The organism is Reyranella aquatilis (assembly GCF_020880995.1).
Taxonomy (GTDB): domain Bacteria; phylum Pseudomonadota; class Alphaproteobacteria; order Reyranellales; family Reyranellaceae; genus Reyranella; species Reyranella aquatilis.
This window is the reverse complement of sequence record NZ_JAJISD010000003.1, coordinates 189647-213405: the sequence shown is the minus strand read 5'-3', so window position 1 is coordinate 213405 and position 23759 is coordinate 189647. Positions and strand designations below refer to the sequence as shown.

Below are 23759 nucleotides of genomic sequence, written 5' to 3'. Positions count from 1 at the left end.
CGCCGGACACTATAGACCATCCGAAGACGATCCCGCCGGGGACATCTCGACCAAGGAGACCTAGCCATGCAGATGGATGGCGACCAGAGCAGCAACATCGAGGATCGCCGCAGCGAAGGCGGCGGGTTCGGCGGCGGGGGATTCGGCGGCGGCGGCTTTCCCAATCCGATGGGCGGCGGGGGCGGCGGCCTGTTCAAGGGTGGCTTCGGTCTGGTGGCCTTCGTCGTCATCGCCATGATCATGGGCGCCGATCCGGGCGCCATCCTGAGCGACATCGCGGGCGGCGGGGGCGGCACCTCGAGCTATACGCCGGCGCCTCCCTCATCCTCGGCCAGCCGCACGCCCGGAACGCAGGCGCCGGCCGGCGACGCTGAGACCCAGTTCGTGTCGCGCGTGCTGAAGAGCACCGAGGATGTCTGGCAGGAGATCTTCCGCGACATGGGCCGCCAGTACCGCGATCCCAAGCTGGTCCTGTTCCGCGACGCCACGCGCACCGAATGCGGCGTCGGCCAGGCCGCAATGGGTCCGTTCTATTGCCCGGCCGACCAGCGCGTCTATCTCGACCTCGGCTTCTTCGACGAGCTGACGCGCCGTTTCCGCGCGCCCGGCCAGTTCCCGCAGGCCTACGTGATCGCCCACGAGGTCGGCCATCACGTACAGAACCTGCTCGGCATCTCCGGCAAGGTGCAGCAGATGCGCCAGAGCATGAGCAAGCGAGACGGCAATGCGCTGTCCGTGCGCACGGAGCTCCAGGCCGACTGTTTCGCCGGCGTGTGGGCCAACCGCGCCGACAAGCAGCGCGGCGGCCGGATGATCGACGACAAGGATGTGGAGCAGGCGCTGGCCGCCGCGTCGGCGATCGGCGACGACGCGCTGCAGAAGCAGAGCCAGGGCCGCGTCGTGCCCGACAGCTTCACGCACGGCACCAGTGCACAGCGGGCACGCTGGTTCCGCAGGGGCCTGGAGACGGGTGATCCCCGCCAGTGCGATACGTTCAGGGCGCAGCAGCTCTAACAGCTTTAGCTTTGCTAAAGCTGTTGGCGGGCGGCAGCGCTTTCACAAGCGCGAGAGCCCGCACGGTGCAGAATAGACAAGAACGCGCCACGGAGTGGCGCGCCCCCAGTTAGACCAAAACGCAGGTAACCGTGCCGCAGCCGTCGACGAAGCCCGACAGCGTGTCGCCCTTGACCACCGCCGCCACGCCGTCGGGCGTGCCGGTGTAGATCAGGTCGCCGGCGGCCAGTTCGACCAGGCCGGACAGGTAGGAGATCGTCTCGGGTACGCTCCAGATGAGCGCATTGAGGTCCGACTTCTGGCGGGTCTTGCCATTCACATCGAGTTGGATGGTACCCTTCGAGGGATGACCGATCTTGGCGGCCGGATAGATTTCGCCGATCGGCGCGGACTGGTCGAAGCCCTTGCCCATGTCCCACGGGCGGCCCATGTCCTTGGCTTGGTTTTGCAGGTCGCGGCGCGTCATGTCGAGGCCGACGCCGTAGCCGTACACATGCTCCAGCGCCTTCTCGACCGGGATGTTGGCGCCGCCCGATTTCATCGCCACGACCAGCTCCATTTCATGGTGCAGGTTCTTGGTGGCCGGCGGATAGGCCACCTTGGTCGGGTTCTTCGGATCGGCGCAGATCACGATCGCATCGGCCGGCTTGGTGAAGAAGAAGGGCGGCTCGCGGTCGGGATCGTGTCCCATCTCGCGGGCATGGGCGGCGTAGTTGCGGCCGACGCAGAAGATGCGGCGGACCGGAAACAGGTCGCCGGTTCCGTTGACCGGCACGCCGACCGTGGCCGGCGGCGTCACGACATAAGCCATCGCTTTCTCCCTCAAGAGGGTGCCTTTATGAAGGGCACCGGAGTACTGGGCAATGACCGACGACAATGTGCTGATCGTACAGGCCGATTCGGCCGAGACCTCGCTGGGCTGGGCCACCCTGGGTGACCGGCGCTGGCGTTGCACCGTGGGTGCAGGCGGCATCCGCGAGGATAAAGTGGAGGGCGATTCGGCCACGCCCGTCGGCGAGTTCCCCCTGCGCCGCATCTATTTCCGCAACGACCGGTTGGTCCTGCCCAAGGTGGCGCTGCCCACGCGGCCGATCAACGAGCATGATGGCTGGTGCGACGACCCGCGATCCCCGACCTACAACCGGCTGGTCCGCATCCCGAACGAATGGAGCCACGAGAAGATGTGGCGCGAGGACGGGCTGTACGATGTCGTCGTCGTTGTCGGATACAACGACGACCCGCCGGAGGGGGAATGGGGCAGCGCCATCTTCCTCCACATCGCGCGCGACGACTATGCCGGTACGCAGGGATGCGTGGCCTTTGCCCGCGACGATCTCCTGGAACTGCTGCCGCTGCTCACCCGCGACACCCGCCTGCGCGTCCTCTCACATGCCGCCGACGAAGACGCCGCCCCGCGTGCGGAAGAGGACGAGCGGATGAAGCAGTTCGAGGATTTCGACGAGAAGGATTGGTGAGCGCAAACGCGCCCTATCCGACCACTCTTCCAATTGCGCGCGCGGTGTAGTCGACCAACGGGATGATGCGCGCGTAGTTGAGCCGCGTGGGGCCGATCACGCCGATGGCGCCCAGGATGCGCTCCTGCGAATCGCGGAACGGCGCGACCACCATCGAGCAGCCGGTGTTGGCGAACAGCGGATTGTCCGCACCGATGAAGATCTGCACGCCAGATGCGGTGTTGGCGAGTTCGAGCAGACGCACGAAGCTTTCGCCGCGCTCCAGCGCGTCGAACAGGATGCGCACCCTCTCCAGGTCCTCGATCGCGGTGATATCCTCGAGCAGGCGCGCCTGGCCGCGCACGATCAGCGACCCACCGCCAGGCTCACCCGACCAGGTCGCGAGGCCCGACTCGATCACGCGCGCGGTGAGGTCGTTCAGCTCGGCGCGCTTCAGCTTGATGTCCTCGAGAATCAACCGGCGCGCTTCCTCGAAGGTGCGACCAGTGAGCCGCGCATTGAGGTAGTTGCTGGCCTCGGTCAGGGCCGACGGCGGCATGCCGAGCGGCGTGTCGATCACGCGGTTCTCGACATGGCCAGATTGCGTGACGGTGACGACCAGGGCGCGCCCGGGCCCGAGATTGACGAACTCGATGTGCTTCAGCGGCTGCTCTGTCTTGGGCGCCATCACGAGGCCGGCGCAGCGCGACAGGCCGGAAAGCATCGTCGTCGCCTGCTCCAGCGCCTCGGTGACGCTGCGGCCCGCCGTGGCGCACCGCGCCTCGATCGATTCGCGCTCCTCCTCGGAAACGTTGCCGACCTCGAGCAGGCCGTTCACGAACAGCTTCAGCCCCGCATCGGTCGGCAACCGGCCGGCGGAGGTGTGCGGCGCGTAGAGCAGGCCGGCATCCTGAAGGTCGGCCATGATGTTGCGAATGGTGGCCGGCGACAGGGTTTCGGTGAGCTTGCGGGTGAGGGCGCGGGACCCCACCGGCTCGCCGGTCTCGACATAGCCTTCCACGACGTGACGCAGCACCTCGCGGGCGCGCTCGTTCAGTTCTGCGACCGAGGCCGCCTGCCGTTGCCCCGCCGGGGTGTCGCCGAGCGTGCTGCCGGGAAATCCGATGCGGTTGATCTGCATGGAAAAAATGTAGGTAGTGCGGACAGCAGGGTCAATGAACCTGACGCCCAGGCCCGTGCCGGCTGGATTCGCCTCCGGCCCGGCGCTACACACCGGCCGCCCGTCCTTCCAGGAGAACAGAATGCGCCCTTCAGGCCGCGCCCCCGACCAGCTTCGCCCGGTTTCCCTGGAATCCGGCTTTTCTCGCCACGCCGAAGGATCGTGCCTGGTGAAGTTCGGCGACACCCACGTGCTCTGCACCGCCTCGGTCGACGAGAAAGTGCCGCCGTGGATGCGCAACAGCGGCAAGGGCTGGGTGACGGCCGAGTACGGGATGCTGCCGCGCTCAACCCATACCCGCACGGACCGTGAGGCCGCGCGCGGCAAACAGTCGGGCCGCACACAGGAGATCCAGCGTCTGATCGGCCGCTCGCTGCGCGCCGTGGTCAACCTGCAGGCCATGGGCGAGCGCCAGATCAACATCGATTGCGACGTGCTGCAGGCGGACGGCGGCACGCGCACCGCCAGCATCACCGGCGCCTGGGTGGCGCTGCACTTCGCTTTCCAGCGCCTGATCAAGGACGGCAAGCTGGCCGCCAATCCATTGAGCGGCGAAGTGGCCGCGGTCTCCTGCGGCCTGTGGGAAGGCACCGCCGTGCTCGACCTCGACTATCCGGAGGACTCCAAGGCCGAAGCGGATGCCAACTTCGTGCTGACCGGCAAGGGCGGCATCGTCGAGGTCCAGGGCACGGCCGAACAGGATCCGTTCTCGGAGGCGCAGTTCCTCGAACTGCTGGCCCTGGCCAAGAAGGGCATTGGCGAGCTTACGAAGCTGCAGCGCGCCGCCGTCGGGCTCGACTGATGGCCCGCCGCTTCGTCCTGCCGAAGCTCGTTGTGGCGACCCACAATCGCGGCAAGGCGGGCGAGATCCGCAGCATGCTGGGGCCCTTCGGCATCGAGATCGTTTCGGCGGCCGATCTCGGTCTGCCGGCGCCCGACGAGACCGGCACGACCTTCGAGGACAATGCGACGCTGAAGGCGCTGGCGGCGACGCGCGGCAGCGGCCTGCCGGCGCTGGCCGACGATTCCGGCCTCAGCGTGCATGCCCTCGATCATCAGCCCGGCGTCTACACCGCCGACTGGGAAGGGCTGACGCGCGACGCCATGGTGGGCATGCGCCGCATCCAGGATGAGCTGGCGGCGCGCAACGTGGCAAGGACCGACGCGGCGCGCGTGGCGACCTTCCATTGCGTGCTGGCGCTCGCCTGGCCCGACGAGCATGTCGAGCTGTTCCACGGCACGCTCGACGGCGCGATCGTCTGGCCGCCGCGCGGCAGCGGTGGCCACGGCTACGATCCATGCTTCCAGCCGGTCGGCGAAACCCGCACCACGGCCGAGATGTCCGACGCCGAGAAGAACGCCATCAGCCATCGCGGGCGCGCCTTCCGGATGATGGTCGAGGCCTGCTTCGGATGAGCGCGGCGCCACTGGGCGTCTATGTCCATTGGCCCTTCTGCAAGTCGAAGTGCCCGTACTGCGATTTCAACAGCCACGTCCGCGAGGGCGTCGAGCAGGCACGCTGGCGGGCGGCCCTGCTGCGCGAGCTGGAACATGCGGCGCGCGAGGCGCCGGGACGCCGGATCGAGACCATGTTCTTCGGCGGCGGCACGCCCTCGCTGATGGAGCCCGCGACCGTCGCGGCGCTGATCGCGCGCGCGCGGCAGCTCTGGGACACGGCCCCGGAAATCGAGATCACGCTGGAGGCCAATCCGACCTCGGTCGAGGCCGGGCGCTTCGCCGCCCTGGCCGAAGCCGGCGTCAACCGCGTGTCGCTGGGCGTGCAGGCGCTCGAAACGGCATCGCTCAAGTTCCTGGGCCGCGAGCACTCGGCCGACGAGGCGCTGGAGGCGCTGGCGACGGCGCGTCGCCATTTCGCGCGCCATTCCTTCGACCTCATCTACGCGCGGCCCGGCCAGACGCCGGAAGCCTGGGCCGCGGAACTGGAGCGCGCACTGGCGCTCGCGGGCGAGCACCTCTCGCTCTACCAGCTCACCATCGAGCGCGGGACGCGCTTCTTCACCGATCACGCGCGCGGCGGCTTCGCGCTGCCGGACGAGGAAGCCTCCGCCGCGATGTTCGAGCAGACGCAGGCGCGGCTCGAGCGTGCCGGCATGCCGGCCTACGAGATTTCCAACCACGCGCGCCCGGGGGCTGCCTGCCGCCATAATTTGATCTATTGGCGGTATCAGGATTACGTCGGCATCGGGCCGGGCGCGCATGGCCGCTTCGCCGTCGGCAACGCCAAGCAGGCGACCCGGCGGGCGAGCGGACCGGAAGCCTGGCTGGAAGCGGTCGAGCGTGACGGCCACGGCACGGCCGAGACGTCGACGGTCGAGGGGCAGGATCTCGTGGAGGAAGCGCTGATGATGGGACTGAGGCTGGCCGACGGCATCGACCGCGCCACCTTTGCGTCCGTCGCCGGCACCGACCCGGTCGAGGCCCTCGACGCCGCGCGGCTCGAGCCGCTGGTGCGCGCGGGCTTCCTGGAGATCGACGCCACGCATCTGCGCGCCACGTCCGCAGGTCGTCAGCGCCTGAACGCCCTGCTGGAGCGGCTGATCGCATGAAGCTTCTCTCCAGTCTCGCTCTGGCGATGGGCCTGTTCGCCTTGACGGGCATCGCCTCGGCACAGCAACAGCAGCAGCCGCAATCGCAGCAGAAGCCGCCACCGAAACCCGCCCCGGGCGCCAAGCCCGCGCCCCAGGCCGCGGCCAAGCCCGGCCCCAAGTCGCCGTTCACGCCGCCGGCCTTCAAGATCACCATCGCGACCGAAGGCGCCTTTCCACCCTTCAACTATCTCGATCGCAAGGGCATGCCGGCGGGTTTCGAGATGGAGCTTGCCCAGGAAGCCTGCCAGCGCATCAAGGCGGAGTGCGAGTTCGTCGCGCTCAAGTGGGACGAACTGATCCCCGGCCTGATTGACAAGAAGTTCGACATCATCATGTCGTCGATGGAAGTGACTCGCGAGCGGCGCCAGCGCATGGGCCTGTCGCGCCGCTACTATCTCTCGCCCGGCGCCTTCATTGCTGCCAAGGGCGCACCGTTCGACGGCCCGCCGTCGCTGCTGCGTAACAAGCGCATCGGCATCCAGAAGGATTCGATGCATGCCGATTGGGCCGACAAGAGCTTCCGCCGCTCGGCCCAGCTCAGGCGCTACGCCTCGGTCCAGGAAGCGCTGGCCGCGCTGGCCAACGACGAGGTCGACGCGGTTTTCGGCGACAAGGCGCAGCTCTGGCTGTGGAGCCAGAAGCCCGAGGGCAAGTGCTGCGAGCTGGTCGGCCAGGACATCAAGGACACGCAGACGCTGGGTGTCGGCGTCGCGGCGGGCCTGCGCAAGGAAGACGTGAAGCTGCGCGAAGCCTTGAACAAGGCCTTCGGCGAGATGATGACCGACGGCACCTACAAGAAGCTCAACGACAAGTACTTTCCGTTCGCGCTGAATTGAGAGTCGTTGGAGCGCGCCGCTCCAACGATCAAGCCGCGTTGATTGCGGCAAAGGCTTCGAAGGCGTCCTCGACCAGGCTGACGTGATGGATCATCGCGGCATGGGCGCCGGCGGCGTCGCCGGAGAGGATCGCGCGCACCACGGCATCGTGCTCTTGGTTCGACCGCAGGAGGCGGCCGTCCATCCGGAACTGGGCGCGGCGGAAGGGGCCGACGCGGCGACGCAGGCTCATCGCATACTCCGCCAAAGGCGCATTGTGGGCGCCGGCATAGATTGCCGAGTGGAAGGCAACATTGGCGTCCGAATAGGCTTCGGTCTCACCAGTTTTCGCCAGCGCCACCATCGATTCATGGCGTGCCTGAAGGCGGCGACGCTCGATCGGCGTCATGCTCATAGCGGCGAGACGCGCACAGGTCGCCTCCATCTCCGCCATGGCCACGAACAGGCTCTCGATCTCCTCGGGGGTCGCCTTCGAAACGATGGCGCCCTTGCGCGGGCGCATGTCGATCAGGCCGCTCATCGCCAGCTGACGCAGCGCCTCGCGCACCGGCGTCCGCGAGACGCCATGCTGTTCGGCAAGGCCCACTTCATCGAGGCGTTCACCGGGTGGCAACCTGCCGTTGAGGATGCCGTCGGCGATCGCGGCGGCGAGTTTATCGGCCAGTGTCGGGTTCGTGTCAGTGCGCATGGCCATTTGCATACAAGATGGATGCCAACGTCGATCCTGCACTCAATGATGCCCAATAAGAATGCAATCGGGTAAAATTGCATGCAATTCGGGCGCGCAGACCGTGTGCCTGTCACCGATTCGCCCGCTCTCGGCGTGTTTTAGGCGTGGCACACCCCTTGCTGTTTCCCCTTCGGGCCGCGACGCCCGCACAAGCGATCGAGGGGGACGTTCGATGATCGACAAGTTCAATATCGGCCGACGGGCACTTCTGGGCGGCGCCGCCAGCGCGGCCGCCCTCGGCCTCGCGGGCGGCGCCCAGGCGCAGAAGCCACTGGTCGTCGGCTTCATCTACGTCGGGCCGCGCGACGACTACGGCTACAACCAGGCCCATGCCGAGGGCGCGGCCGTCCTGAAAAAGATGGCCGGCGTGAAGGTCGTCGAGGAGGAGAAGGTGCCGGAGACCGTCGCCGTCGAGAAATCGATGGAGAGCATGATCAACATGGACGGCGCCACGCTCCTGTTCCCGACCTCGTTCGGCTACTTCGACCCGCACATGCTGCGCATGGCGGCCAAGTACCCGAAGGTCCAGTTCCGCCACTGCGGCGGTCTGTGGAACCAGGCCAAGAACCCGATGAACACCGGCAGCTACTTCGGCTACATCGACGAGGCTCAGTATCTCGCCGGCATCGTCGCCGGCATGACGACCAAGAGCGGCAAATTGGGCTTCGTCGCCGCCAAGCCGATCCCCCAGGTGCTGCGCAACATCAACGCCTTCACCCTGGGCGCTCGCTCGGTGAACCCGAAGGCCACCACCCAGGTGATCTTCACCGGCGACTGGTCGCTGCCCGTAAAGGAGGCCGAGGCCACCAACTCGATGATCGCGCAGGGCGTCGACGTCGTGACCTGTCATGTCGACAGCCCGAAGGTCGTGATCGAGACGGCCGAGCGGGCCGGAATCTTCACCAGCGGCTACCACACCAACCAGGCGAAGCTCGCCCCGAAGGGCTACCTCACCGGCGCCGAGTGGCAGTGGGAAAAGATCTACGTCGACTTCGTCGAGACGATGAAGAAGGGCGGCGTGCCGGGCAACTTCGTGCGCGGCGGACTCAAGGAAGGCTACGTCAAGACCTCGCCGTTCGGTCCCGCGGTGTCTGATGCGGCCAAGGCCAAGGTCGAGGAAGTCCGGAAGGGCATCATCGACGGCAGCTTCGCGATCTTCAAGGGTCCGCTGAAGGACAACAAGGGCAACACCGTCATCGCCGCCGGCACGACCTACACCCAGACCGAGCCGGTGCTCGAAGGCATGAACTACCTTGTCGAAGGCGTTCTGGGCGCGACGTCCTGACGGGCGCGGGATCATGATCCCATCAGCTCTTCTCCTCCCCCGTCCTACGGGGGAGGCCGGGAGGGGGAACGCAATCCGATGATTGTCGGTCGGGAAAAGATCGGGCTCGTGGCCTTCCCCCTCCGGTCCCCCGGGCCACCTCCCCCGTATGACGGGGGAGGAAGAGCGGCGGTTCATCTCACCTCGCTCCGGAGACGGACATAGGCATGGGTACCGCCCTGGAACGCATCGCCGTCTCGGCGCTGGCGCTGCTCGCGTCGGCGGTGATCTTCGGCCTGCTGCTCGTCTTCTACGCGGGCGTCGATCCGTTCGAGGCCTATGCGCTCATGTACCAGGGCGCGTTCGGCAGCTGGTTCTCCTTCCAGAACACGCTGACGCGCGCCGCCCCCCTGATCCTGACCGCGCTGTGCACCGCGCTGCCGGCGCGGCTCGGCCTGATCATCATCGGCAACGAGGGCGCGCTGGTCCTGGGCGGCGTCGCGGCCGCCGCGGCCGGTGTCGCCGTCGCGGCCTCCGGGCCCCTCGTCACCAACCTTGCCATGGCAGCGGCGGCGATGGTCGTGGGCGGCGCATGGATCGCGCTGGCCGGCGGCCTGCGCCAGTATCGCGGCGTCAACGAGACGATCTCCAGCTTGCTGCTGACCTACATCGCGATCGCCCTGATGAACCATTTCGTCGAGGGCCCGCTGCGCGATCCGACGAGCCTCAACAAGCCGTCGACCCCGCCGATCGGCGACGCCAACATGCTGGGCACGATCGCCGGCAGCGACGTCCATTGGGGCCTAGCCTTCGGCATCGCCGCCTGCCTGATCTGCTACCTCGTGCAGCGCTTCACGACCTTCGGCTTCGCCATGCAGGTGATCGGCGGCAACCCCAAAACCGCGCGCATGATGGGCCTGAACGTCGGCCGTTACGTGCTGATCGCCTGCGCCGCCGGCGGCGCAGCGGCGGGCCTCGCCGGCATGGTCGAGGTGGCAGCGGTGCACGGCAAGGCCAACGCCTCGCTGGCGGTCGGCTACGGCTTCACCGGCATCCTCGTTTCCTTCCTCGCGCGACATCATCCGCTGGCGATCATCCCGGTCGCCATCCTGCTGGGCGGTATCGGTGCCAGCGGCGGGCTTCTCCAGCGCCGGCTCGACTTGCCGGACGCGGCGGTGGTCGTGCTGCAGGGCATCATCTTCGTCTGCATCCTGGCGAGCGAGACGCTGTACGGCCGCTCCTGGGCCTGGCTGTGGCGCTTCAGGGCCGCGGAGGGACGCTGAGCATGGACGGTACCGATCTCGGACTCTGGGGCGTGCCGCTGGCCATGCTGGCCGGCGCCATCCGCGTCAGCACGCCCTTCATCTTCGTGAGCCTCGGCGAATGTCTCACCGAGCGCAGCGGGCGCATCAATCTCGGCCTCGAAGGCACCTTGATGATGGGCGCGATGACCGCCTACGGCACGGCGCTGCTGAGCGGCTCGCCGTGGCTCGGCGTGCTGGTGGCGGCCGGCGTCGGCCTGTTGCTGGGCGCCCTGCATGCGGCGCTCTGCCAGCTCCCCAAGGTCAACGACATCGCGACCGGCATCGGCCTGATGCTGTTCGGCACCGGCCTCGCCTTCTTCCTGGGCAAACCCTACATCCAGCCCAAGGCGCCCAATCTGGGCGCCCTCGACCTCGGTGCCTGGAGCAGCATCTCGCAGGTGCAGCAGGCGCTGCAGGTCAACCCGCTGTTCCTGATCGGCATCGCGCTGGCCTTCGCGCTGGCCTGGGCCCTGAAAAACACGCGCTGGGGCCTGATCGTCCGCCTCGCCGGCGAAAGCGTCGACGCCGCCCTGGCGATCGGCGCCTCGGTCGGGCGCGTCCGCTTGCTGGCGACCGCGGTCGGCGGCGCCTTTGCCGGCATTGGCGGCGCCTTCCTGTCGCTCTACTACCCAGGCAGCTGGAACGAGGGCCTGTCGAGCGGCCAGGGCCTCATGGCCGTCGCGTTGGTGATCTTCGCGCGCTGGGATCCTATCCGCTGCCTGTGGGCCTCGCTGCTGTTCGGTGCCGCCGGCGCGATCAGCCCGGCGCTGCAGTCGGTCGGCGTGACCCAGGGCTACTACCTGTTCAGCGCCGCACCCTACGTCCTCACCCTCGCCCTGATGATCGCCACCTGCTCGCCGGCGCGCAGCCTGCGCGGCGCGCCGGGCGAGCTGGGTGCCGTCAAGTAGGAGCCGTCATGAGCAAGACCCACATCGACTCCCGCCCCTATGCCTGGCCGTGGAACGGCGCCCTCCGGGCCGACAATACGGCACTGGTCATCATCGACATGCAGTCCGACTTCTGCGGCGTCGGCGGCTATGTCGACAAGATGGGCTACGATCTCTCGCTGACGCGGGCGCCCATCGCGCCGATCAGGACGCTGCTGGCCGCCGCGCGCAAGGCCGGCTGGACCGTGATCCATACCCGCGAGGGCCATCGCCCGGATCTCTCCGACCTGCCGCCCAACAAGCGCTGGCGGTCGCAGCAGATCGGCGCCGGCATCGGCGATCCCGGTCCCTGCGGCCGCATCCTGGTGCGCGGCGAACCGGGCTGGGAGATCATTCCCGACTTGGCGCCGATCGCCGGCGAGCCGATCATCGACAAGCCGGGCAAGGGCTCCTTCTGCGCCACCGACCTCGAGCTGATGCTGCGCACGCGCGGTATCGACAATCTGGTGCTGACCGGCATCACCACCGACGTCTGCGTGCACACCACGATGCGCGAGGCCAACGACCGCGGCTTCGAATGCCTGATCCTCGAGGACTGCACCGGCGCCACCGATGCCGGCAACCACGCCGCGGCACTCAAGATGGTCGAGATGCAGGGCGGGGTGTTCGGCGCCGTCGCCAACTCGGCCGCGATCCTCAAGGCGCTGGCGTGACGACGGCGCCGTCCCTCGAGCTGATCGGCTTCACCAAGCGCTTCGGCGCGATGGCCGCGCTCGACGACGTGTCGGTGAAGATCGAGGCCGGAGCCTTCCATGCGCTGCTGGGCGAGAACGGCGCCGGCAAGAGCACCCTGGTGAAGTGCGCCATGGGCTACTACGCCGCCGACCAGGGACAGATCCTGCTGAACGAGCGCGAGGTGACGATCGCCCATCCGCGCCAGGCCCACGATCTCGGTCTCGGCATGGTCTACCAGCACTTCACCCTGGTGCCGAACATGACGGTGCTGGAGAACTTCGTGCTGTCGCGCGGCGATCTGCCGGCGGTGATCGACTGGGCGGCGGAGCGGCGCGCGCTGAAGTCTTTCTTCGAGACCACGCCCTTCACCGTACCGATCGACACGCCCGTCGCCGATCTCGCGGCCGGCCAGAAACAGAAAGGCGAGATCCTTCGCCAGCTCTACCTGAAGCGTAACCTGCTGATCCTCGACGAGCCGACCTCAGTGCTGACGCCCGACGAGGCCGACGAGGTGCTGACGACCCTGAAGAAGCTGACGACCGACGGGCAGATCACCATCGTCACCATCACCCATAAGTTCCGGGAGGTGAACACCTACTGCGACGCCGTCACGGTGCTGCGCCGCGGCAAGCTGATCGGCACGAGGCCGACGAGCGAACTCGACAACGACACGATGGCCGAGATGATGGTCGGACGCCGCGAGACACGCAGCGTCGTCGAGCGCGAGACGCGCGCGCCGGGCAAGGCGGTGCTGAAACTGGAGGGGCTGAGCGTCGCCGACAGTGTCGGCCAGCTTGCGGTCGAGGATCTGAAGCTCGACATCCGCGCCGGCGAGATCGTGGGAATCGCGGGCGTCTCCGGCAACGGCCAGCGCGAACTCGTGGAAGCGCTGGCCGGGCAGCGCGACGCCGAGGCAGGCCGCATGCTGGTGCATGGCGAGGTCTACACCGCGACGCGGCCCGAGATGGTACGCCACAAGATCGCCTGCCTGCCGGAGGAGCCGCTGCGCAACGCCTGCGTCGCCGAGATGTCTGTGGCCGAGAACATCGCGCTGCGCTCCTTCGACCAGCCGCCCTCCTCGCCGGACGGCATCCGCCTCCGGCGCAGCCCGATGCGCGAGACGGCGCGCAAGCTGATCGAGGCCTACAAGGTGAAGACGCCGGGACCGGATGCCGCCATCCGCGGCCTGTCCGGCGGCAACGTGCAGCGCGCCGTGCTGGCGCGCGAACTGTCGAGCGAAGGCGACCTGCTGATCGTGGCCAATCCCTGCTTCGGCCTCGACTTCGCGGCCGTCGCCGAGATCCGCGCCCGCATCGTCCAGGCCCGCAACCGCGGCGCCGCCGTGCTGCTGGTCAGCGAGGACCTCGACGAGATCCTGCAGCTCTCCGACCGCATCGTCGTCATGTTCGACGGCAAACTCGCGCTCGAGACCGATGCGGCCGCAGCCGACGTCGGCGCCATCGGCCGCGCCATGGCGGGGCATTGAGTGGCACGCGAGGCCGGACCAACCCTCGGTGTCATCCCGAGCGCAGCGAGGGACCTTCAATGACTGCCGCGCAAAGATCGCTCGCCGCGCTCGGGATGACACCTGTTTCTGAACCTCTGACGGTGCGCCCATGAAAACCATCGCCGCACAACCCTTCGACTTCACCTTCGATCCCGCGTGCACGGCCCTGATCGTGATCGACATGCAGCGCGACTTCATCGAGCCGGGCGGGTTCGGCGCGACCCTGGGCAACGACGTGAGCCTGTTGTCGGCGATCGTGCCGACGGTCGGACGGCTGATCGGGGCGTTCCGCGCCGCCGGCCTGACGATCATCCACACGCGCGAATGCCACCGGCCCGACCTGTCGGACTGCCCCCCGGCCAAGCGCTTGCGCGGCAAGCCCTCGATGCGGATCGGCGATCCCGGCTCGATGGGCCGCATCCTGATCGCGGGCGAGCCCGGGGCCGACATCGTCCCGGAACTGGCGGCGAAGCCCGGGGAGATCGTCATCGACAAGCCGGGCAAGGGCGCCTTCTACGCGACGCGGCTCGGCGACATCCTGGCCGAGCGGAAGATCACACACTTGGTGTTTGCCGGCGTAACCACGGAAGTCTGCGTACAGACCACCATGCGCGAGGCCAACGACCGCGGCTTCGAGTGCCTTCTGGCCGAGGACGCGACCGAAAGCTATTTCCCGGAATTCAAGAAAGCGGCGATCGAGATGATCCGCGCCCAAGGCGCGATCGTCGGCTGGACCGCCACCGTCGACCAGGTGGCGGCCGCGCTGGGCTGACGCGTGCTTCGCCTAGTGGAGTGCGCGCTCCCGCGAGACGTAGTGGCCGCGCTTCAGCTCCTTGAAGAACTGCGGCACCTGCGGGTGCGACACCGGCTTGCCGGTGTCATCGGCCAGCAGGTTCTGCTCCGAGACATAGGCCACGTAGGTGGTCTGGGCGTTCTCGGCGAGCAGGTGATAGAACGGCTGGTCCCGGCGGGGCCGCACTTCTTCGGGGATCGACGACAGCCACTCCTCGGTGTTCGCGAACACCGGGTCGACGTCGAAGATCACCCCCCGGAAGGGGTAGATACGATGCTTCACCACCTGGCCGATGGCGAACTTGGCGCAACGCAGGGGCGGCGCGGCGAGCGCCGGGGCGGTAGCGGGATTGATCGTGTCCATAGGCAAAGTATTGCTCCGAACCGGCCGGTAGGCAACGCAGTCGGGACGCCGGATTCGACCATCGACTGCAAGAATATGTGAAAACAGCCGCACGGAACGACACGCAAGAAGGCGGCCAGACCGCCGAAGGCTCCCGCCTCGGTTGACGGCACCCGCCTCCCTGTGGACTCTGGCGCCTCACTTGCCGGGAAGGGTTTGTTGGTCGACGGTCTTAAAGTCCGGTTCTGGGGCGTGCGGGGATCCATCTCATGTCCCGGCGCCGAGTACGCCCGCTATGGCGGCAATACTTCGTGCCTGGAGATCACCGCCGGGGGGCGGCGCATGATCTTCGACGCGGGAACGGGTATTCGCACGCTCGGCGTCGAACTCGCACGCCAGGCCCCGCTCGACATCGACATCTACTTCACCCACACGCACCTCGATCACATTTCGGGCCTCACCTTCTTCGCGCCCCTGTTCGACCAGCGCAGTTCGGTCCGGATGTGGGCCGGCCACCTCGAGGCGCCCTACACGCTGAAGAAGGTCGTCGGACACCTGATGCAGGCGCCGCTCTATCCGGTCTCGCTCGATATCTTCCAGGCGCGGGTGGAGTTCTCGGAGTTCCGGGCAGGCGACACGCTGTCATGCGGCGCCGTCGCTCTGCGCACGGCGCCGCTCAACCATCCCAACGGCGCCACCGGCTATCGTATCGACTATCTGGGCAAGTCGATCTGCTACATCACCGACACGGAACATCGGGAAGGCGAGATCGACCGCAACATCGCGGATCTGTGCCGCGGCGCCGACGTGATGATCTACGATTCGAGCTATACGGACGAGGAGTACGAGCGCTATCGCGGCTGGGGTCACTCGACGTGGCAGGAAGGCGTCCGCATCGCCGACGCGGCCGGCGTCGGCACACTCGCCATCTTCCACCACGATCCCAGTCATGACGACGCTTTCATGGACAATGTGGCGCGCGCGGCGGCGGCCCTGCGGCCGGGCCTGGCGCCAAGCGGGCTGCCGCGCGTGCTCGTCGCCCATGAAGGCCTGACCTTAACACCGTGAGCATGTGCCGATGAGCGCCACGCCCAGCCTGCGCGGCCGCTGGAGGCGGTTCGCGCTGGGATTGCCGACCGTTCTCGGCCTGAAGCCGCGCGGCTGGTTCATCCCGCACCGCTACGCGCCGCTGCTGCCGCCGCCCGGCGCGCAGCCGCCCTATCCGGCGATCGAGCGTCTGTTCGAGGAGCATTCGGACCAGTTCAATGCCGTGCTCGACGCGGTCGATGCGCGCGCCGAGACGCTCGAGACGTGCAAGGCGCTGTTCGAGCAATCGTGGTTTCCGTCACTTGATGCCGCGGTCGCCTACGCGCTGGTCCGCGAGCGCAAGCCGCGCCATGTCATCGAGGTCGGCTCCGGTCATTCGACGCGTGTCCTGTCCAAGGCCGTGGGCGGCGTCGGCGAAATCCTGGCGATCGATCCCGCGCCGCGCGCCGATATCGCGGACCTGCCGGGCGTGCGGGTGAAGTCCTCGACCCTGCAGGCGGCGCCGGCCAAGGTCTTCGACGGGCTGATGAAGGACGATGTCCTGTTCATCGATTCGAGCCACATCCTGATGCCGGGCAGCGACGTGGACATCCTGCTGAACCGCGTCCTGCCGGGCCTGCCGTCCGGCGCCCTGGTCCATATCCACGACATCTTCCTGCCCTTCGACTATCCAGCGATCTGGGGCTGGCGTGCCTACAACGAGCAGCAGGGCGTGGTGCCACTGCTGACCAGCGGGGCCTTCAAGCCGCTCTTCTCCAGCGTCTGGGCGGAGCGCCGCATGGCCGACCGGCTGGCCACCTCGGTGATCTCCCGGCTGCCCCGGCCGCCGGACGCGATGCCCTCCAGCCTCTGGCTGGAGAAGCGCTGATGCTCGCGCGCTTCCGCGACTGGCTGTTCGGCGGCGGCGAGATGGCGCAGCTGCCGGACCGGGTCCGCGAAGCGATCACCCGTCAGCAGGAGCAGAGCGAGATCCTGATCGGCTGGGTGCAGCTGGTCATCGTCGTGCTGGTCACCACGGTCTACCAATCGACCACCATGCCGGGCGGCGTGGTGCAGGAGGACTATTCCTTCGAGGTCGACGTGCTGGTGATCTACGGCATCTTCTGCCTGGTCCGCCTCGCCCTCGCCTATGCGCGCCTGCTGCGGCCCTGGATGCTCTACCTGTCGGTGGTCGCCGACATCTTCCTGCTGATGGGACTGATCTACTCGTTCCACTACAAGTACGCGCAGCCGGCCGTCTTCTATCTCAAGGTGCCGACGCTCCTTTACGTGTTCCTGTTCATTGCGCTGCGGGCGCTGCGCTTCGAGGCGCGCTTCGTGCTGTTCACCGGCCTGACGGCGATCGCGGGATGGATCTGCCTGATCCTCTACGCCGTCGGCGGGCGCGGCGGGCCGGCCAATCCCACGGACGATTTCGTCGAGTACATGACCTCCAACGCGCTGCTGGTCCACGCCGAGGTCGACAAGATCATCGCCATCCTGCTCACCACCCTCGTGCTGGCCCTGGCCATCTCGCGCGCCCGGCATCTGCTGGTCCAGGCGGTGAGCGAGGGCGCGGCGGCCCAGGATCTCTCGCGCTTCTTCGATCCGGGAGTGGCCGCCCGCATCCGCGGGGCGGAGATGTCGATCCGGGCCGGCGAGGGAGAATTGCGCGACGTCTCCATCCTGACGGTCGACCTGCGCGGCTTCACGCGCCTCGCGACGGAGCTTCAGCCCGACGAGGTGATGAAGGTCCTGCAGGACTATCAGCACCGCGTCTGCCCCTTGATCGTGGCGGCCGGCGGCAGCATCGACAAGTTTCTCGGGGACGGCATCCTGGCGTCGTTCGGCGCCGTGAAGCCCTCCGTCACGGCCGCAGCCGACGCGCTGCGGGCCGCCGAGGCGGTGATGGCCGCCGCCGCCGCGTGGGCGGCCGAGCGGCGGGCCGCGGGACTGCCACCCCTCGATATCGGCCTGGCGGCCTCTTCCGGCAGGGTGGTCTTCGGCGCCGTGGGCGACGGCGAACGGCTCGAATTCACGGTCATCGGCGATGCCGTCAACTTCGCCGCCAAGCTGGAGAAGCACAACAAGGTGGAGGGGACGCGCGCACTCACCGACGGCGCCACCTACGCGCTCGCCGAGCGGCAGGGATATCGCCCGGCCGCTCCTCATGAGCGCCGGCCCGGCCGCCAGGTCGCAGGCGTCACCGAATCCGTCGATATTGTGGTGCTGTCCGCGTGAAACCTGCCTCGGTGGCGGGCAGGTCGTTGCCTTGCCCTTTCCCCATTCGCGGCCTATGTAATTTGAGACAGTCGAGCGCGTGGGATAGCGAGCCTTCGGAGCGCCATCGTGGGTAATAACTACGACATCATCCTGATCGGGTTGGTCGCGGTCTTCTTGATCCTCCGGCTGCGGTCCGTGCTGGGCAAACGCACCGGCAACGAGCAGCCGCCGGCGCGCGATCCGTTCACGCCGCCCGCGCCACCTCCCGCCACGCCGCGCGTGGGCGACGCGTCGCAGGGCAATGACAATGTCGTGCCTCTGCCGACGGCCAATGCGCCGGCCCCGCGCCAGTCCTCGCCGACCAGCGGACCCGGCGGCATCCGGGCCACGGTGATGCCGACCGCGACGTCGGGCATCGCCGCCATTCGCGCCGCCGACCCGGGCTTCGAGCCAATCGGTTTCACCGGCGGCGCGCGCGCAGCCTTCACCGCCATCGTCGAGGCTTTCGCCCGCGGCGACACGGCCTCGCTCAGGCCCCTGCTGGACGGCGCCACCTATGCGAGCTTCGAAGCCGCCATCCGCGGGCGGATCGAGCGCAACGAGAAGGCCGAGACGACCCTGATCGGCTTCGAGGCCTCCGACATCGCCGCGGCCGAGTTGCAGGGCTCGAACGCGGTCGTCACGGTTCGGTTCGTCAGCGAGCAGATCAACGTCGTGCGCAATGCCGAAGGCCAGATCGTCGACGGCAACCCCAATGAGGTCCAGAAGGTCGTCGACCTCTGGACTTTCCGTCGCGACACGACATCGGGTGATCCCAACTGGCAGCTCATCAAGACGGAAAGCGAAGGCTGAGGGAGGCGTTTCCGAGAATGCGAGGAAGCCAGTTCGCCGGTGGCCTGACCCTGTTGGTCGTCGCCGGTTTCCTATCTGCCTGCGCCTCGACACCGGGCTCCGCGCCGCAACAGCGCATCGCGATGGAGCCGACTTCCTACAACGAGATCGCCGGTTGGGCGGCGGATCGCCACGCCGAAGCGCTCGCCACCTTCCGTCGCTCCTGCCCCAAGCTCACGACCGGGCCGGACGTCAGGATCGCGACCGATGGCGGCGAAAAGACCGTCACCCCGGGGGAATGGGCGCGAATCTGCGAAGCCGCCGCCACCGTCAAGCCCGGAGACGCCCGCGGCGCGCGCACCTTCTTCGAATCGAATTTCCGACCTCTGATCATCAAGTCGGAGGGCAAGTTCACCGGCTACTTCGAACCCGAGCTCCGCGGCAGCAAGGTTCCATCCCGCCTGTTCACGGTACCCGTCTATCGCAAGCCGCCGGACCTCACCGACCAACCCTACTATACGCGCTCGGAAATCGAGGCCGGCGCGCTGAAGGGCAAGGGACTCGAGATCGCCTACGTGCAGGATCCCGTCGGTCTGTTCGAGGTTCAGGTTCAGGGCAGCGGTCGCGTCCAGCTGGCCGAGGGCGGAACGATGACGCTCGGCTTCGACGGTTCGAATAACCGCCCCTACACCGCGATCGGCGCCGTGCTGGTCGAGATGGGCGTGATGAAGAAAGAGGATGCGACCTGGCCCGCGATTCGTGACTGGCTGAAGCGCAATCCTCAACAGGCGCGCGACGTGATGCGCAAGAACGAGCGCTACATATTTTTCCGGGACACCAAGACGTCGGCTCCGATCGGAGCCGAGGGGGTTCCGCTCACCGCCCAGCGCAGCATGGCGGTCGATCCGACGATCACGCCCTACGGTACGCCGGTGTGGATCGACACGCGCCGCCCTGTCTACCGCAAGCCGGGCGCCACCGAATCCTATCGCCGCCTGATGATCGCCCAGGACACCGGTGCGGCCATCAAGGGCCCGGCGCGCGGCGACGTCTTCTATGGCAGCGGCGCCCAGGCCGCCGAATGGGCAGGCCGCATGAACAGCGAAGGCCGCGCGATCGTGCTGGTGCCGAACAAGAACTGAGCGCTCCGCCGTCTGTCGCCGAGGGTTTCTGCCCGCCGGGGTGCACGGCGCGGCGAGGGTGAAAACGGCGGCGGCGGCCCCCTTCGCGATGCCGGGACCCCGGCCGTCCCGGCTCGTTCGAGCCTTTTCGGAAAAGCGGCCGTTGCACGCCAAATTCGCCGCTGCCATGTTCGCGGCGTGTCCAGATCGCCAGCCCTCCCCGCCCGCCCGCGACGCGTCGCGCTCTTCGTCACCTGCCTCGTCGACCTGTTCCGGCCGTCCGTGGGCTTTGCCGCCGTCAAACTCCTGGAAGAAGCGGGCTGCACCGTCGACGTGCCGCCGCTCCAGGTCTGCTGCGGCCAGCCGGCCTACAATAGCGGCGACCGCGCGACGACCCGCGCCATCGCCGTGCAGGTGATTGATGCCTTCGAGGGGTACGACGCCGTGATCGCGCCGTCGGGCTCCTGTGGCGGGATGCTGTCGCACCACTATCCGGGCCTGTTCGAGGACGACCCCGCGCTGAAGGCTCGCGCGGAGAACCTCGCCGCCCGCAGCCACGAGCTGATCTCCTTCCTCGTCGACGTCCTGGGAGTCGAGAAGGTCGCCGCGCGTTACGACGGCGCGGTCACCTATCACGATTCCTGCTCAGGCCTGCGCGAACTGGGCGTCAAGCAGCAGCCGCGCGGGCTGCTCGATTCGGTTCAGGGATTGAAGCTGTGTGAGATGAAGACACCCGAAGTCTGCTGCGGCTTCGGCGGCACCTTCTGCGTGAAGTACCCCGAGATCTCGAATGCCATGGTGAGCGAGAAGACGGCCGACATCGTCGCGACCGGCGCCGGGACGCTGCTGGCCGGCGATCTTGGCTGTTTGATGAACATGGCCGGCAAGCTGCAGCGCGAGGGCAGCCCCGTGCAGGTGCGCCACGTCGCGGAGGTGCTGGCCGGCATGGGCGACCTGCCCGCCATCGGCGAACCGGAGCGCGGCTGATGCAATCCACCGCACACGCCTTCAAGTCGAACGTCGACCACGCGCTGTCCGATCCCAACCTGCAGGATTCGCTGGCCAAGCTGAAGGTCGGCTTCTCCGAGCGGCGACGCCAGGCGGCCGAGAGACTGCCGGAGTTCGAGGCGCTGCGCGACCGCGCGCGCGACATCAAGAACCACACGCTGGCGCATCTCGACTTCTATCTTGAGGAGTTCGAGCGAAAGGTCATCGCGCTCGGCGGCAAGGTGCACTGGGCGCCGACCGCCGCCGACGCGCGCCGGATCATCTCCGACCTCTGCAAGAGCGTGAACGCGCGCACCGTCGCCAAGTCGAAGTCGATGGTGGCGGAGGAGATCGCGCTCAACGAGCATCTCGAGGCAATGGGCATCGCGCCGATCGAGACCGATCTCGGCGAGTACATCATCCAGCTGCGCAACGAGCCGCCCAGCCACATCATCGCGCCGGCCGTCCATCTCACCAAGGACCAGGTCGCCGACACCTTCCTCGAACATCACGCCAAGCTAGGCTTCGACAAGCGGCTCACCGAGCGTAACGATCTCGTCGCGGAAGCACGCTACGTGCTGCGCCAGAAGTTCCTCGATGCCGATGTCGGCCTGACCGGCGCCAACTTCCTGGTGGCGGAGACCGGCTCGTCGATGCTGGTGACCAACGAAGGCAATGCCGACCTGTCCAACACGCTGCCCCGGATGCACATCGTGCTGGCCAGCATCGAGAAGGTGATCCCCACGCTGGAGGACGCCGCGGTCCTGCTGCGCGTGCTGGCGCGCTCGGCGACGGGCCAGGAATCCTCGGCGTATACCACCCTCAACACGGGCCCGAAGAAGCGCGAGGATCTCGATGGACCCGAGCAGTATCACGTCGTGCTGCTCGACAATGGACGGTCCTCGGTGCTCGGCACGGAGATGCAGGAGATCCTGCGCTGCATCCGCTGCGGCGCCTGCATGAACCACTGCCCCGTCTATGGCGCCGTGGGCGGCCATGCCTATGGCTGGGTCTATCCCGGCCCGATGGGCGCGGTGCTGACGCCGCAGCTCGTGGGTGTCGAGGAGGCGAGCAACCTGCCCAACGCCTCGACGTTCTGCGGCCGCTGCGAGAGCGTGTGCCCGGTGCGCATCCCGCTGCCGAAGCTGATGCGGCACTGGCGCGAGCGCGAGTTCGAGAAGCACCTGACGCCGAAGGCGATGCGGCAGGGGCTGGCGGTCTGGAGCTTCGTCGCCCGACGGCCCGCGCTCTACCGCCGTCTCACCGGCATCGCCAACCGTGTGCTGGCCCTGTTCGGTCGCGCCGACGGCCGCTACGGTACGCTGCCGCTGGCCGGTGGCTGGACCCGCTTCCGCGATTTTCCGGCACCTCAGGCCGGTGGCACTTTCCACGCCCGCTGGGCGGCGCGGAGGAAGTCATGAACGACGCCCGGGCCCAGATCCTGGGCGGTATCCGCCGCTCGCTGCGCCGCGGCGAGTTGGCCGGCGACGCCCGCAGCGCCGTCGAGGCACGGCTCGCCTCGCCTCCCCGCGGCCCGTCGGTCGCGCGTGCGCAGCTGCCGCAATCCGAAAAGGTCGCGCTGTTCTGCCAGTGGGCCGAGACCCTCAACGCCACGGTCGCGCGCGTCGCCGCGGATGACGTGCCGGGCGAAGTAACGGCCTATCTCGCGCGCAACAATCTGCCGGCAAGCGTCGCGATGGCGCCCTCCCCCCTGCTCGACAGTTATGACTGGGCCAGCCAGAAGATGCTGGCAATCCGCCACGGTCGCGGCGAAGGAAGCGACCAGGTGTCGGTGACCGGGGCTTTCGCCGGCATCGCCGAGACCGGCACCGTGGTGATGGCCTCCGGGCCCGATCACCCCGTGACCCTCAACCTGCTGCCGGACACGCACGTCGTTGTGCTGCGCGAGGCCGACATCGTCGGCGGCTACGAGGATGTGTGGGGGCGTCTGCGCGAGCGCTATGGCAAGAACCTGATGCCGCGCACCGTCAACACCATCACGGGCCCATCGCGCACCGGCGATATCGAGCAGACGATCGAGCTCGGCGCCCATGGGCCACGGCGCATGCATATCCTGGTGGTAAGGGACTGATGCCGGGCGGCAACGACACTCCCGGCGAAGCGCGCCCCGGGGAGTTACGCGTTGTCGGCACGAGCGTTACGCGCGAGATCGATCAGCTGTTCGATCGTCTGGCGCAATCGACGGGGAGGCGTGCGCCCCGGGTATTGCAGGTGGGATCGCGGACGCTCGTTTCGGAGCGCAACGTACGCAACTGGCGAAGCCTCGTCGCTCGGCGTTTCGGCGCCAAGGCCAGGTTTGTCGGCCTCGATATCGCGGAGGGATCCAACGTCGATTGCGTCGCTGACATCTGCGGCGACCCCCGCATGCTGAAGGCCAAGCTGGGCGAGGAGCCGTTCGATCTCGTCCTGTGCTGCCATGTACTCGAACACACGCGTCACCCGGCGCGCGCGGCCCGCAATATCGAGCGGGCGCTGCGACCTGGAGGCCTGGCCTACGTGGCGGCTGCGTGGTCGCAAGCGTTCCACGCGACGCCCGACGATTACTGGCGCTTCTCGGCACGCGGCCTGATGCTTCTTTTCGGACGGCTGGAGATCCAGTCGTCATTCTACAGCGGCGGCGATGTCGGACTGGATGTCGCCTACCGCATCGAACGGGACGGACGCCCGGAGCTCGATGCCCGCGCCGGCGCCGTGGAACAGGGCCTGTTCCAGCTCGTCCTGGACCATGAGGACAATCGCGGGATGCTGGCCCGGCAGGCGACCGAGCGGCTGCCGGTCTCGCGAACCTATCTGCCCAGTCTGTTCGTCAATCTGGTCGGGCGCCGCCTCCGATAGGGCCTGTCGGCCCCGCAATCGCACCAACCGCCTCGCTCGCCGAGCTTGGTTGGATGAAGC

Annotated in this window: 25 protein-coding genes; 21 read left to right on the top strand and 4 right to left on the bottom strand. The window is 67.8% G+C overall.

The window, feature by feature from the left end; genetic code table 11:
- Positions 1 to 66: 66 nt before the first annotated feature.
- Positions 67 to 1014, top strand: a complete 948-nt coding sequence (ypfJ, locus tag LJ725_RS09155; protein ID WP_230550348.1) for a KPN_02809 family neutral zinc metallopeptidase — start codon at positions 67 to 69, stop codon at positions 1012 to 1014.
- A 109-nt stretch (positions 1015 to 1123) separates the two neighbouring features.
- On the opposite strand, the gene LJ725_RS09150 is transcribed toward ypfJ, so the two are convergent.
- Positions 1124 to 1825, bottom strand: coding sequence for a fumarylacetoacetate hydrolase family protein (locus LJ725_RS09150; protein ID WP_230550347.1), 702 nt, complete (start codon positions 1823 to 1825; stop codon positions 1124 to 1126).
- A 52-nt stretch (positions 1826 to 1877) separates the two neighbouring features.
- Between LJ725_RS09150 and LJ725_RS09145 the strand changes: the two genes are divergently transcribed.
- The gene (locus LJ725_RS09145; RefSeq protein ID WP_230550346.1) at positions 1878 to 2489 is read left to right on the top strand and encodes a L,D-transpeptidase family protein; all 612 of its coding nucleotides are present in this window, start codon (positions 1878 to 1880) and stop codon (positions 2487 to 2489) included.
- 13 nt (positions 2490 to 2502) lie between these two features.
- Here the strand turns inward: LJ725_RS09145 and hrcA are convergent, their stop codons facing one another.
- The gene (gene hrcA, locus LJ725_RS09140) at positions 2503 to 3609 is read right to left on the bottom strand and encodes a heat-inducible transcriptional repressor HrcA (RefSeq protein ID WP_230550345.1); all 1107 of its coding nucleotides are present in this window, start codon (positions 3607 to 3609) and stop codon (positions 2503 to 2505) included.
- 121 nt (positions 3610 to 3730) lie between these two features.
- Between hrcA and rph the strand changes: the two genes are divergently transcribed.
- Genes rph through LJ725_RS09120 form a run of 4 tightly spaced genes read left to right on the top strand, consistent with a single transcriptional unit; the run spans position 3731 to position 7093 of the window.
- Positions 3731 to 4450: a ribonuclease PH gene (gene rph / locus LJ725_RS09135; RefSeq protein ID WP_230550344.1), complete on the top strand. Its 720-nt coding sequence runs from the start codon at positions 3731 to 3733 to the stop codon at positions 4448 to 4450.
- On the top strand, positions 4450 to 5064 hold the full coding sequence (rdgB, locus tag LJ725_RS09130; RefSeq protein WP_230550343.1) for an RdgB/HAM1 family non-canonical purine NTP pyrophosphatase: 615 nt from the start codon (positions 4450 to 4452) through the stop codon (positions 5062 to 5064). Before rph ends, rdgB begins: the two co-directional genes overlap by 1 nt.
- Positions 5061 to 6215 carry a radical SAM family heme chaperone HemW gene (gene hemW, locus LJ725_RS09125; RefSeq protein ID WP_230550342.1) on the top strand — a complete coding sequence of 385 codons (1155 nt, stop codon included), beginning with the start codon at positions 5061 to 5063 and terminating at the stop codon, positions 6213 to 6215. The genes rdgB and hemW overlap by 4 nt, the downstream gene beginning before the upstream one ends.
- A complete protein-coding gene (locus LJ725_RS09120; RefSeq protein WP_230550341.1) occupies positions 6212 to 7093 on the top strand; it encodes a transporter substrate-binding domain-containing protein in 882 nt (293 codons plus the stop codon). Before hemW ends, LJ725_RS09120 begins: the two co-directional genes overlap by 4 nt.
- 28 nt (positions 7094 to 7121) lie before the next feature.
- On the opposite strand, the gene LJ725_RS09115 is transcribed toward LJ725_RS09120, so the two are convergent.
- Positions 7122 to 7781, bottom strand: coding sequence for a GntR family transcriptional regulator (locus LJ725_RS09115; protein ID WP_230550340.1), 660 nt, complete (start codon positions 7779 to 7781; stop codon positions 7122 to 7124).
- Between the two features lie 214 nt (positions 7782 to 7995).
- On the opposite strand from LJ725_RS09115, the gene LJ725_RS09110 reads away from it, so the two are divergent.
- From LJ725_RS09110 to LJ725_RS09085, 6 genes are all read left to right on the top strand, one after another.
- Entirely contained in the window at positions 7996 to 9108 is a 1113-nt protein-coding gene (locus LJ725_RS09110; RefSeq protein ID WP_268990559.1) for a BMP family ABC transporter substrate-binding protein, read from the top strand.
- 206 nt (positions 9109 to 9314) lie between these two features.
- Positions 9315 to 10370, top strand: a complete 1056-nt coding sequence (locus LJ725_RS09105) for an ABC transporter permease (protein ID WP_230550339.1) — start codon at positions 9315 to 9317, stop codon at positions 10368 to 10370.
- 2 nt (positions 10371 to 10372) lie between these two features.
- A complete protein-coding gene (locus tag LJ725_RS09100) occupies positions 10373 to 11299 on the top strand; it encodes an ABC transporter permease (RefSeq protein ID WP_230550338.1) in 927 nt (308 codons plus the stop codon).
- A gap of 8 nt (positions 11300 to 11307) precedes the next feature.
- Entirely contained in the window at positions 11308 to 11991 is a 684-nt protein-coding gene (biuH, locus tag LJ725_RS09095; RefSeq protein ID WP_230550337.1) for a biuret amidohydrolase, read from the top strand.
- Complete coding sequence (locus tag LJ725_RS09090) at positions 11988 to 13499, top strand: ABC transporter ATP-binding protein (RefSeq protein WP_408015732.1); 1512 nt, start codon at positions 11988 to 11990, stop codon at positions 13497 to 13499. Before biuH ends, LJ725_RS09090 begins: the two co-directional genes overlap by 4 nt.
- A 130-nt stretch (positions 13500 to 13629) precedes the next feature.
- Positions 13630 to 14292 carry a cysteine hydrolase family protein gene (locus LJ725_RS09085; RefSeq protein WP_230550336.1) on the top strand — a complete coding sequence of 221 codons (663 nt, stop codon included), beginning with the start codon at positions 13630 to 13632 and terminating at the stop codon, positions 14290 to 14292.
- Between the two features lie 12 nt (positions 14293 to 14304).
- Here the strand turns inward: LJ725_RS09085 and hspQ are convergent, their stop codons facing one another.
- Positions 14305 to 14676 carry a heat shock protein HspQ gene (gene hspQ, locus LJ725_RS09080; RefSeq protein ID WP_216957561.1) on the bottom strand — a complete coding sequence of 124 codons (372 nt, stop codon included), beginning with the start codon at positions 14674 to 14676 and terminating at the stop codon, positions 14305 to 14307.
- 198 nt (positions 14677 to 14874) lie between these two features.
- Here hspQ and LJ725_RS09075 point away from each other — a divergent pair, with 198 nt between their 5' ends.
- From LJ725_RS09075 to LJ725_RS09035, 9 genes are all read left to right on the top strand, one after another.
- Complete coding sequence (locus tag LJ725_RS09075; RefSeq protein WP_230550335.1) at positions 14875 to 15723, top strand: MBL fold metallo-hydrolase; 849 nt, start codon at positions 14875 to 14877, stop codon at positions 15721 to 15723.
- A 10-nt stretch (positions 15724 to 15733) separates the two neighbouring features.
- The gene (locus LJ725_RS09070; RefSeq protein ID WP_230550334.1) at positions 15734 to 16570 is read left to right on the top strand and encodes a class I SAM-dependent methyltransferase; all 837 of its coding nucleotides are present in this window, start codon (positions 15734 to 15736) and stop codon (positions 16568 to 16570) included.
- Positions 16570 to 17922, top strand: coding sequence for an adenylate/guanylate cyclase domain-containing protein (locus tag LJ725_RS09065; RefSeq protein WP_230550333.1), 1353 nt, complete (start codon positions 16570 to 16572; stop codon positions 17920 to 17922). The genes LJ725_RS09070 and LJ725_RS09065 overlap by 1 nt, the downstream gene beginning before the upstream one ends.
- Positions 17923 to 18030: 108 nt before the next feature.
- Positions 18031 to 18756: a Tim44/TimA family putative adaptor protein gene (locus tag LJ725_RS09060; protein WP_230550332.1), complete on the top strand. Its 726-nt coding sequence runs from the start codon at positions 18031 to 18033 to the stop codon at positions 18754 to 18756.
- A gap of 17 nt (positions 18757 to 18773) precedes the next feature.
- Complete coding sequence (gene mltA / locus LJ725_RS09055; RefSeq protein WP_230550331.1) at positions 18774 to 19877, top strand: murein transglycosylase A; 1104 nt, start codon at positions 18774 to 18776, stop codon at positions 19875 to 19877.
- A 177-nt stretch (positions 19878 to 20054) separates the two neighbouring features.
- Entirely contained in the window at positions 20055 to 20843 is a 789-nt protein-coding gene (locus tag LJ725_RS09050; RefSeq protein WP_230550330.1) for a (Fe-S)-binding protein, read from the top strand.
- Positions 20843 to 22264, top strand: coding sequence for a LutB/LldF family L-lactate oxidation iron-sulfur protein (locus LJ725_RS09045; protein ID WP_230550329.1), 1422 nt, complete (start codon positions 20843 to 20845; stop codon positions 22262 to 22264). The genes LJ725_RS09050 and LJ725_RS09045 overlap by 1 nt, the downstream gene beginning before the upstream one ends.
- Complete coding sequence (locus LJ725_RS09040) at positions 22261 to 22935, top strand: LutC/YkgG family protein (RefSeq protein ID WP_230550328.1); 675 nt, start codon at positions 22261 to 22263, stop codon at positions 22933 to 22935. The genes LJ725_RS09045 and LJ725_RS09040 overlap by 4 nt, the downstream gene beginning before the upstream one ends.
- Positions 22935 to 23699, top strand: coding sequence for a class I SAM-dependent methyltransferase (locus LJ725_RS09035; RefSeq protein ID WP_230550327.1), 765 nt, complete (start codon positions 22935 to 22937; stop codon positions 23697 to 23699). Before LJ725_RS09040 ends, LJ725_RS09035 begins: the two co-directional genes overlap by 1 nt.
- Positions 23700 to 23759: the final 60 nt, after the last annotated feature.

Coding starts and splice junctions, on each gene's coding strand:
- ypfJ (WP_230550348.1), top strand. CDS start 67: ATGCAGATGGATGGCGACCAGAGCAGCAACATCGAGGATCGCCGCAGC.
- LJ725_RS09150 (WP_230550347.1), bottom strand. CDS start 1,825: ATGGCTTATGTCGTGACGCCGCCGGCCACGGTCGGCGTGCCGGTCAAC.
- LJ725_RS09145 (WP_230550346.1), top strand. CDS start 1,878: ATGACCGACGACAATGTGCTGATCGTACAGGCCGATTCGGCCGAGACC.
- hrcA (WP_230550345.1), bottom strand. CDS start 3,609: ATGCAGATCAACCGCATCGGATTTCCCGGCAGCACGCTCGGCGACACC.
- rph (WP_230550344.1), top strand. CDS start 3,731: ATGCGCCCTTCAGGCCGCGCCCCCGACCAGCTTCGCCCGGTTTCCCTG.
- rdgB (WP_230550343.1), top strand. CDS start 4,450: ATGGCCCGCCGCTTCGTCCTGCCGAAGCTCGTTGTGGCGACCCACAAT.
- hemW (WP_230550342.1), top strand. CDS start 5,061: ATGAGCGCGGCGCCACTGGGCGTCTATGTCCATTGGCCCTTCTGCAAG.
- LJ725_RS09120 (WP_230550341.1), top strand. CDS start 6,212: ATGAAGCTTCTCTCCAGTCTCGCTCTGGCGATGGGCCTGTTCGCCTTG.
- LJ725_RS09115 (WP_230550340.1), bottom strand. CDS start 7,781: ATGCGCACTGACACGAACCCGACACTGGCCGATAAACTCGCCGCCGCG.
- LJ725_RS09110 (WP_268990559.1), top strand. CDS start 7,996: ATGATCGACAAGTTCAATATCGGCCGACGGGCACTTCTGGGCGGCGCC.
- LJ725_RS09105 (WP_230550339.1), top strand. CDS start 9,315: ATGGGTACCGCCCTGGAACGCATCGCCGTCTCGGCGCTGGCGCTGCTC.
- LJ725_RS09100 (WP_230550338.1), top strand. CDS start 10,373: ATGGACGGTACCGATCTCGGACTCTGGGGCGTGCCGCTGGCCATGCTG.
- biuH (WP_230550337.1), top strand. CDS start 11,308: ATGAGCAAGACCCACATCGACTCCCGCCCCTATGCCTGGCCGTGGAAC.
- LJ725_RS09085 (WP_230550336.1), top strand. CDS start 13,630: ATGAAAACCATCGCCGCACAACCCTTCGACTTCACCTTCGATCCCGCG.
- hspQ (WP_216957561.1), bottom strand. CDS start 14,676: ATGGACACGATCAATCCCGCTACCGCCCCGGCGCTCGCCGCGCCGCCC.
- LJ725_RS09070 (WP_230550334.1), top strand. CDS start 15,734: ATGAGCGCCACGCCCAGCCTGCGCGGCCGCTGGAGGCGGTTCGCGCTG.
- LJ725_RS09065 (WP_230550333.1), top strand. CDS start 16,570: ATGCTCGCGCGCTTCCGCGACTGGCTGTTCGGCGGCGGCGAGATGGCG.
- mltA (WP_230550331.1), top strand. CDS start 18,774: ATGCGAGGAAGCCAGTTCGCCGGTGGCCTGACCCTGTTGGTCGTCGCC.
- LJ725_RS09045 (WP_230550329.1), top strand. CDS start 20,843: ATGCAATCCACCGCACACGCCTTCAAGTCGAACGTCGACCACGCGCTG.
- LJ725_RS09040 (WP_230550328.1), top strand. CDS start 22,261: ATGAACGACGCCCGGGCCCAGATCCTGGGCGGTATCCGCCGCTCGCTG.
- LJ725_RS09035 (WP_230550327.1), top strand. CDS start 22,935: ATGCCGGGCGGCAACGACACTCCCGGCGAAGCGCGCCCCGGGGAGTTA.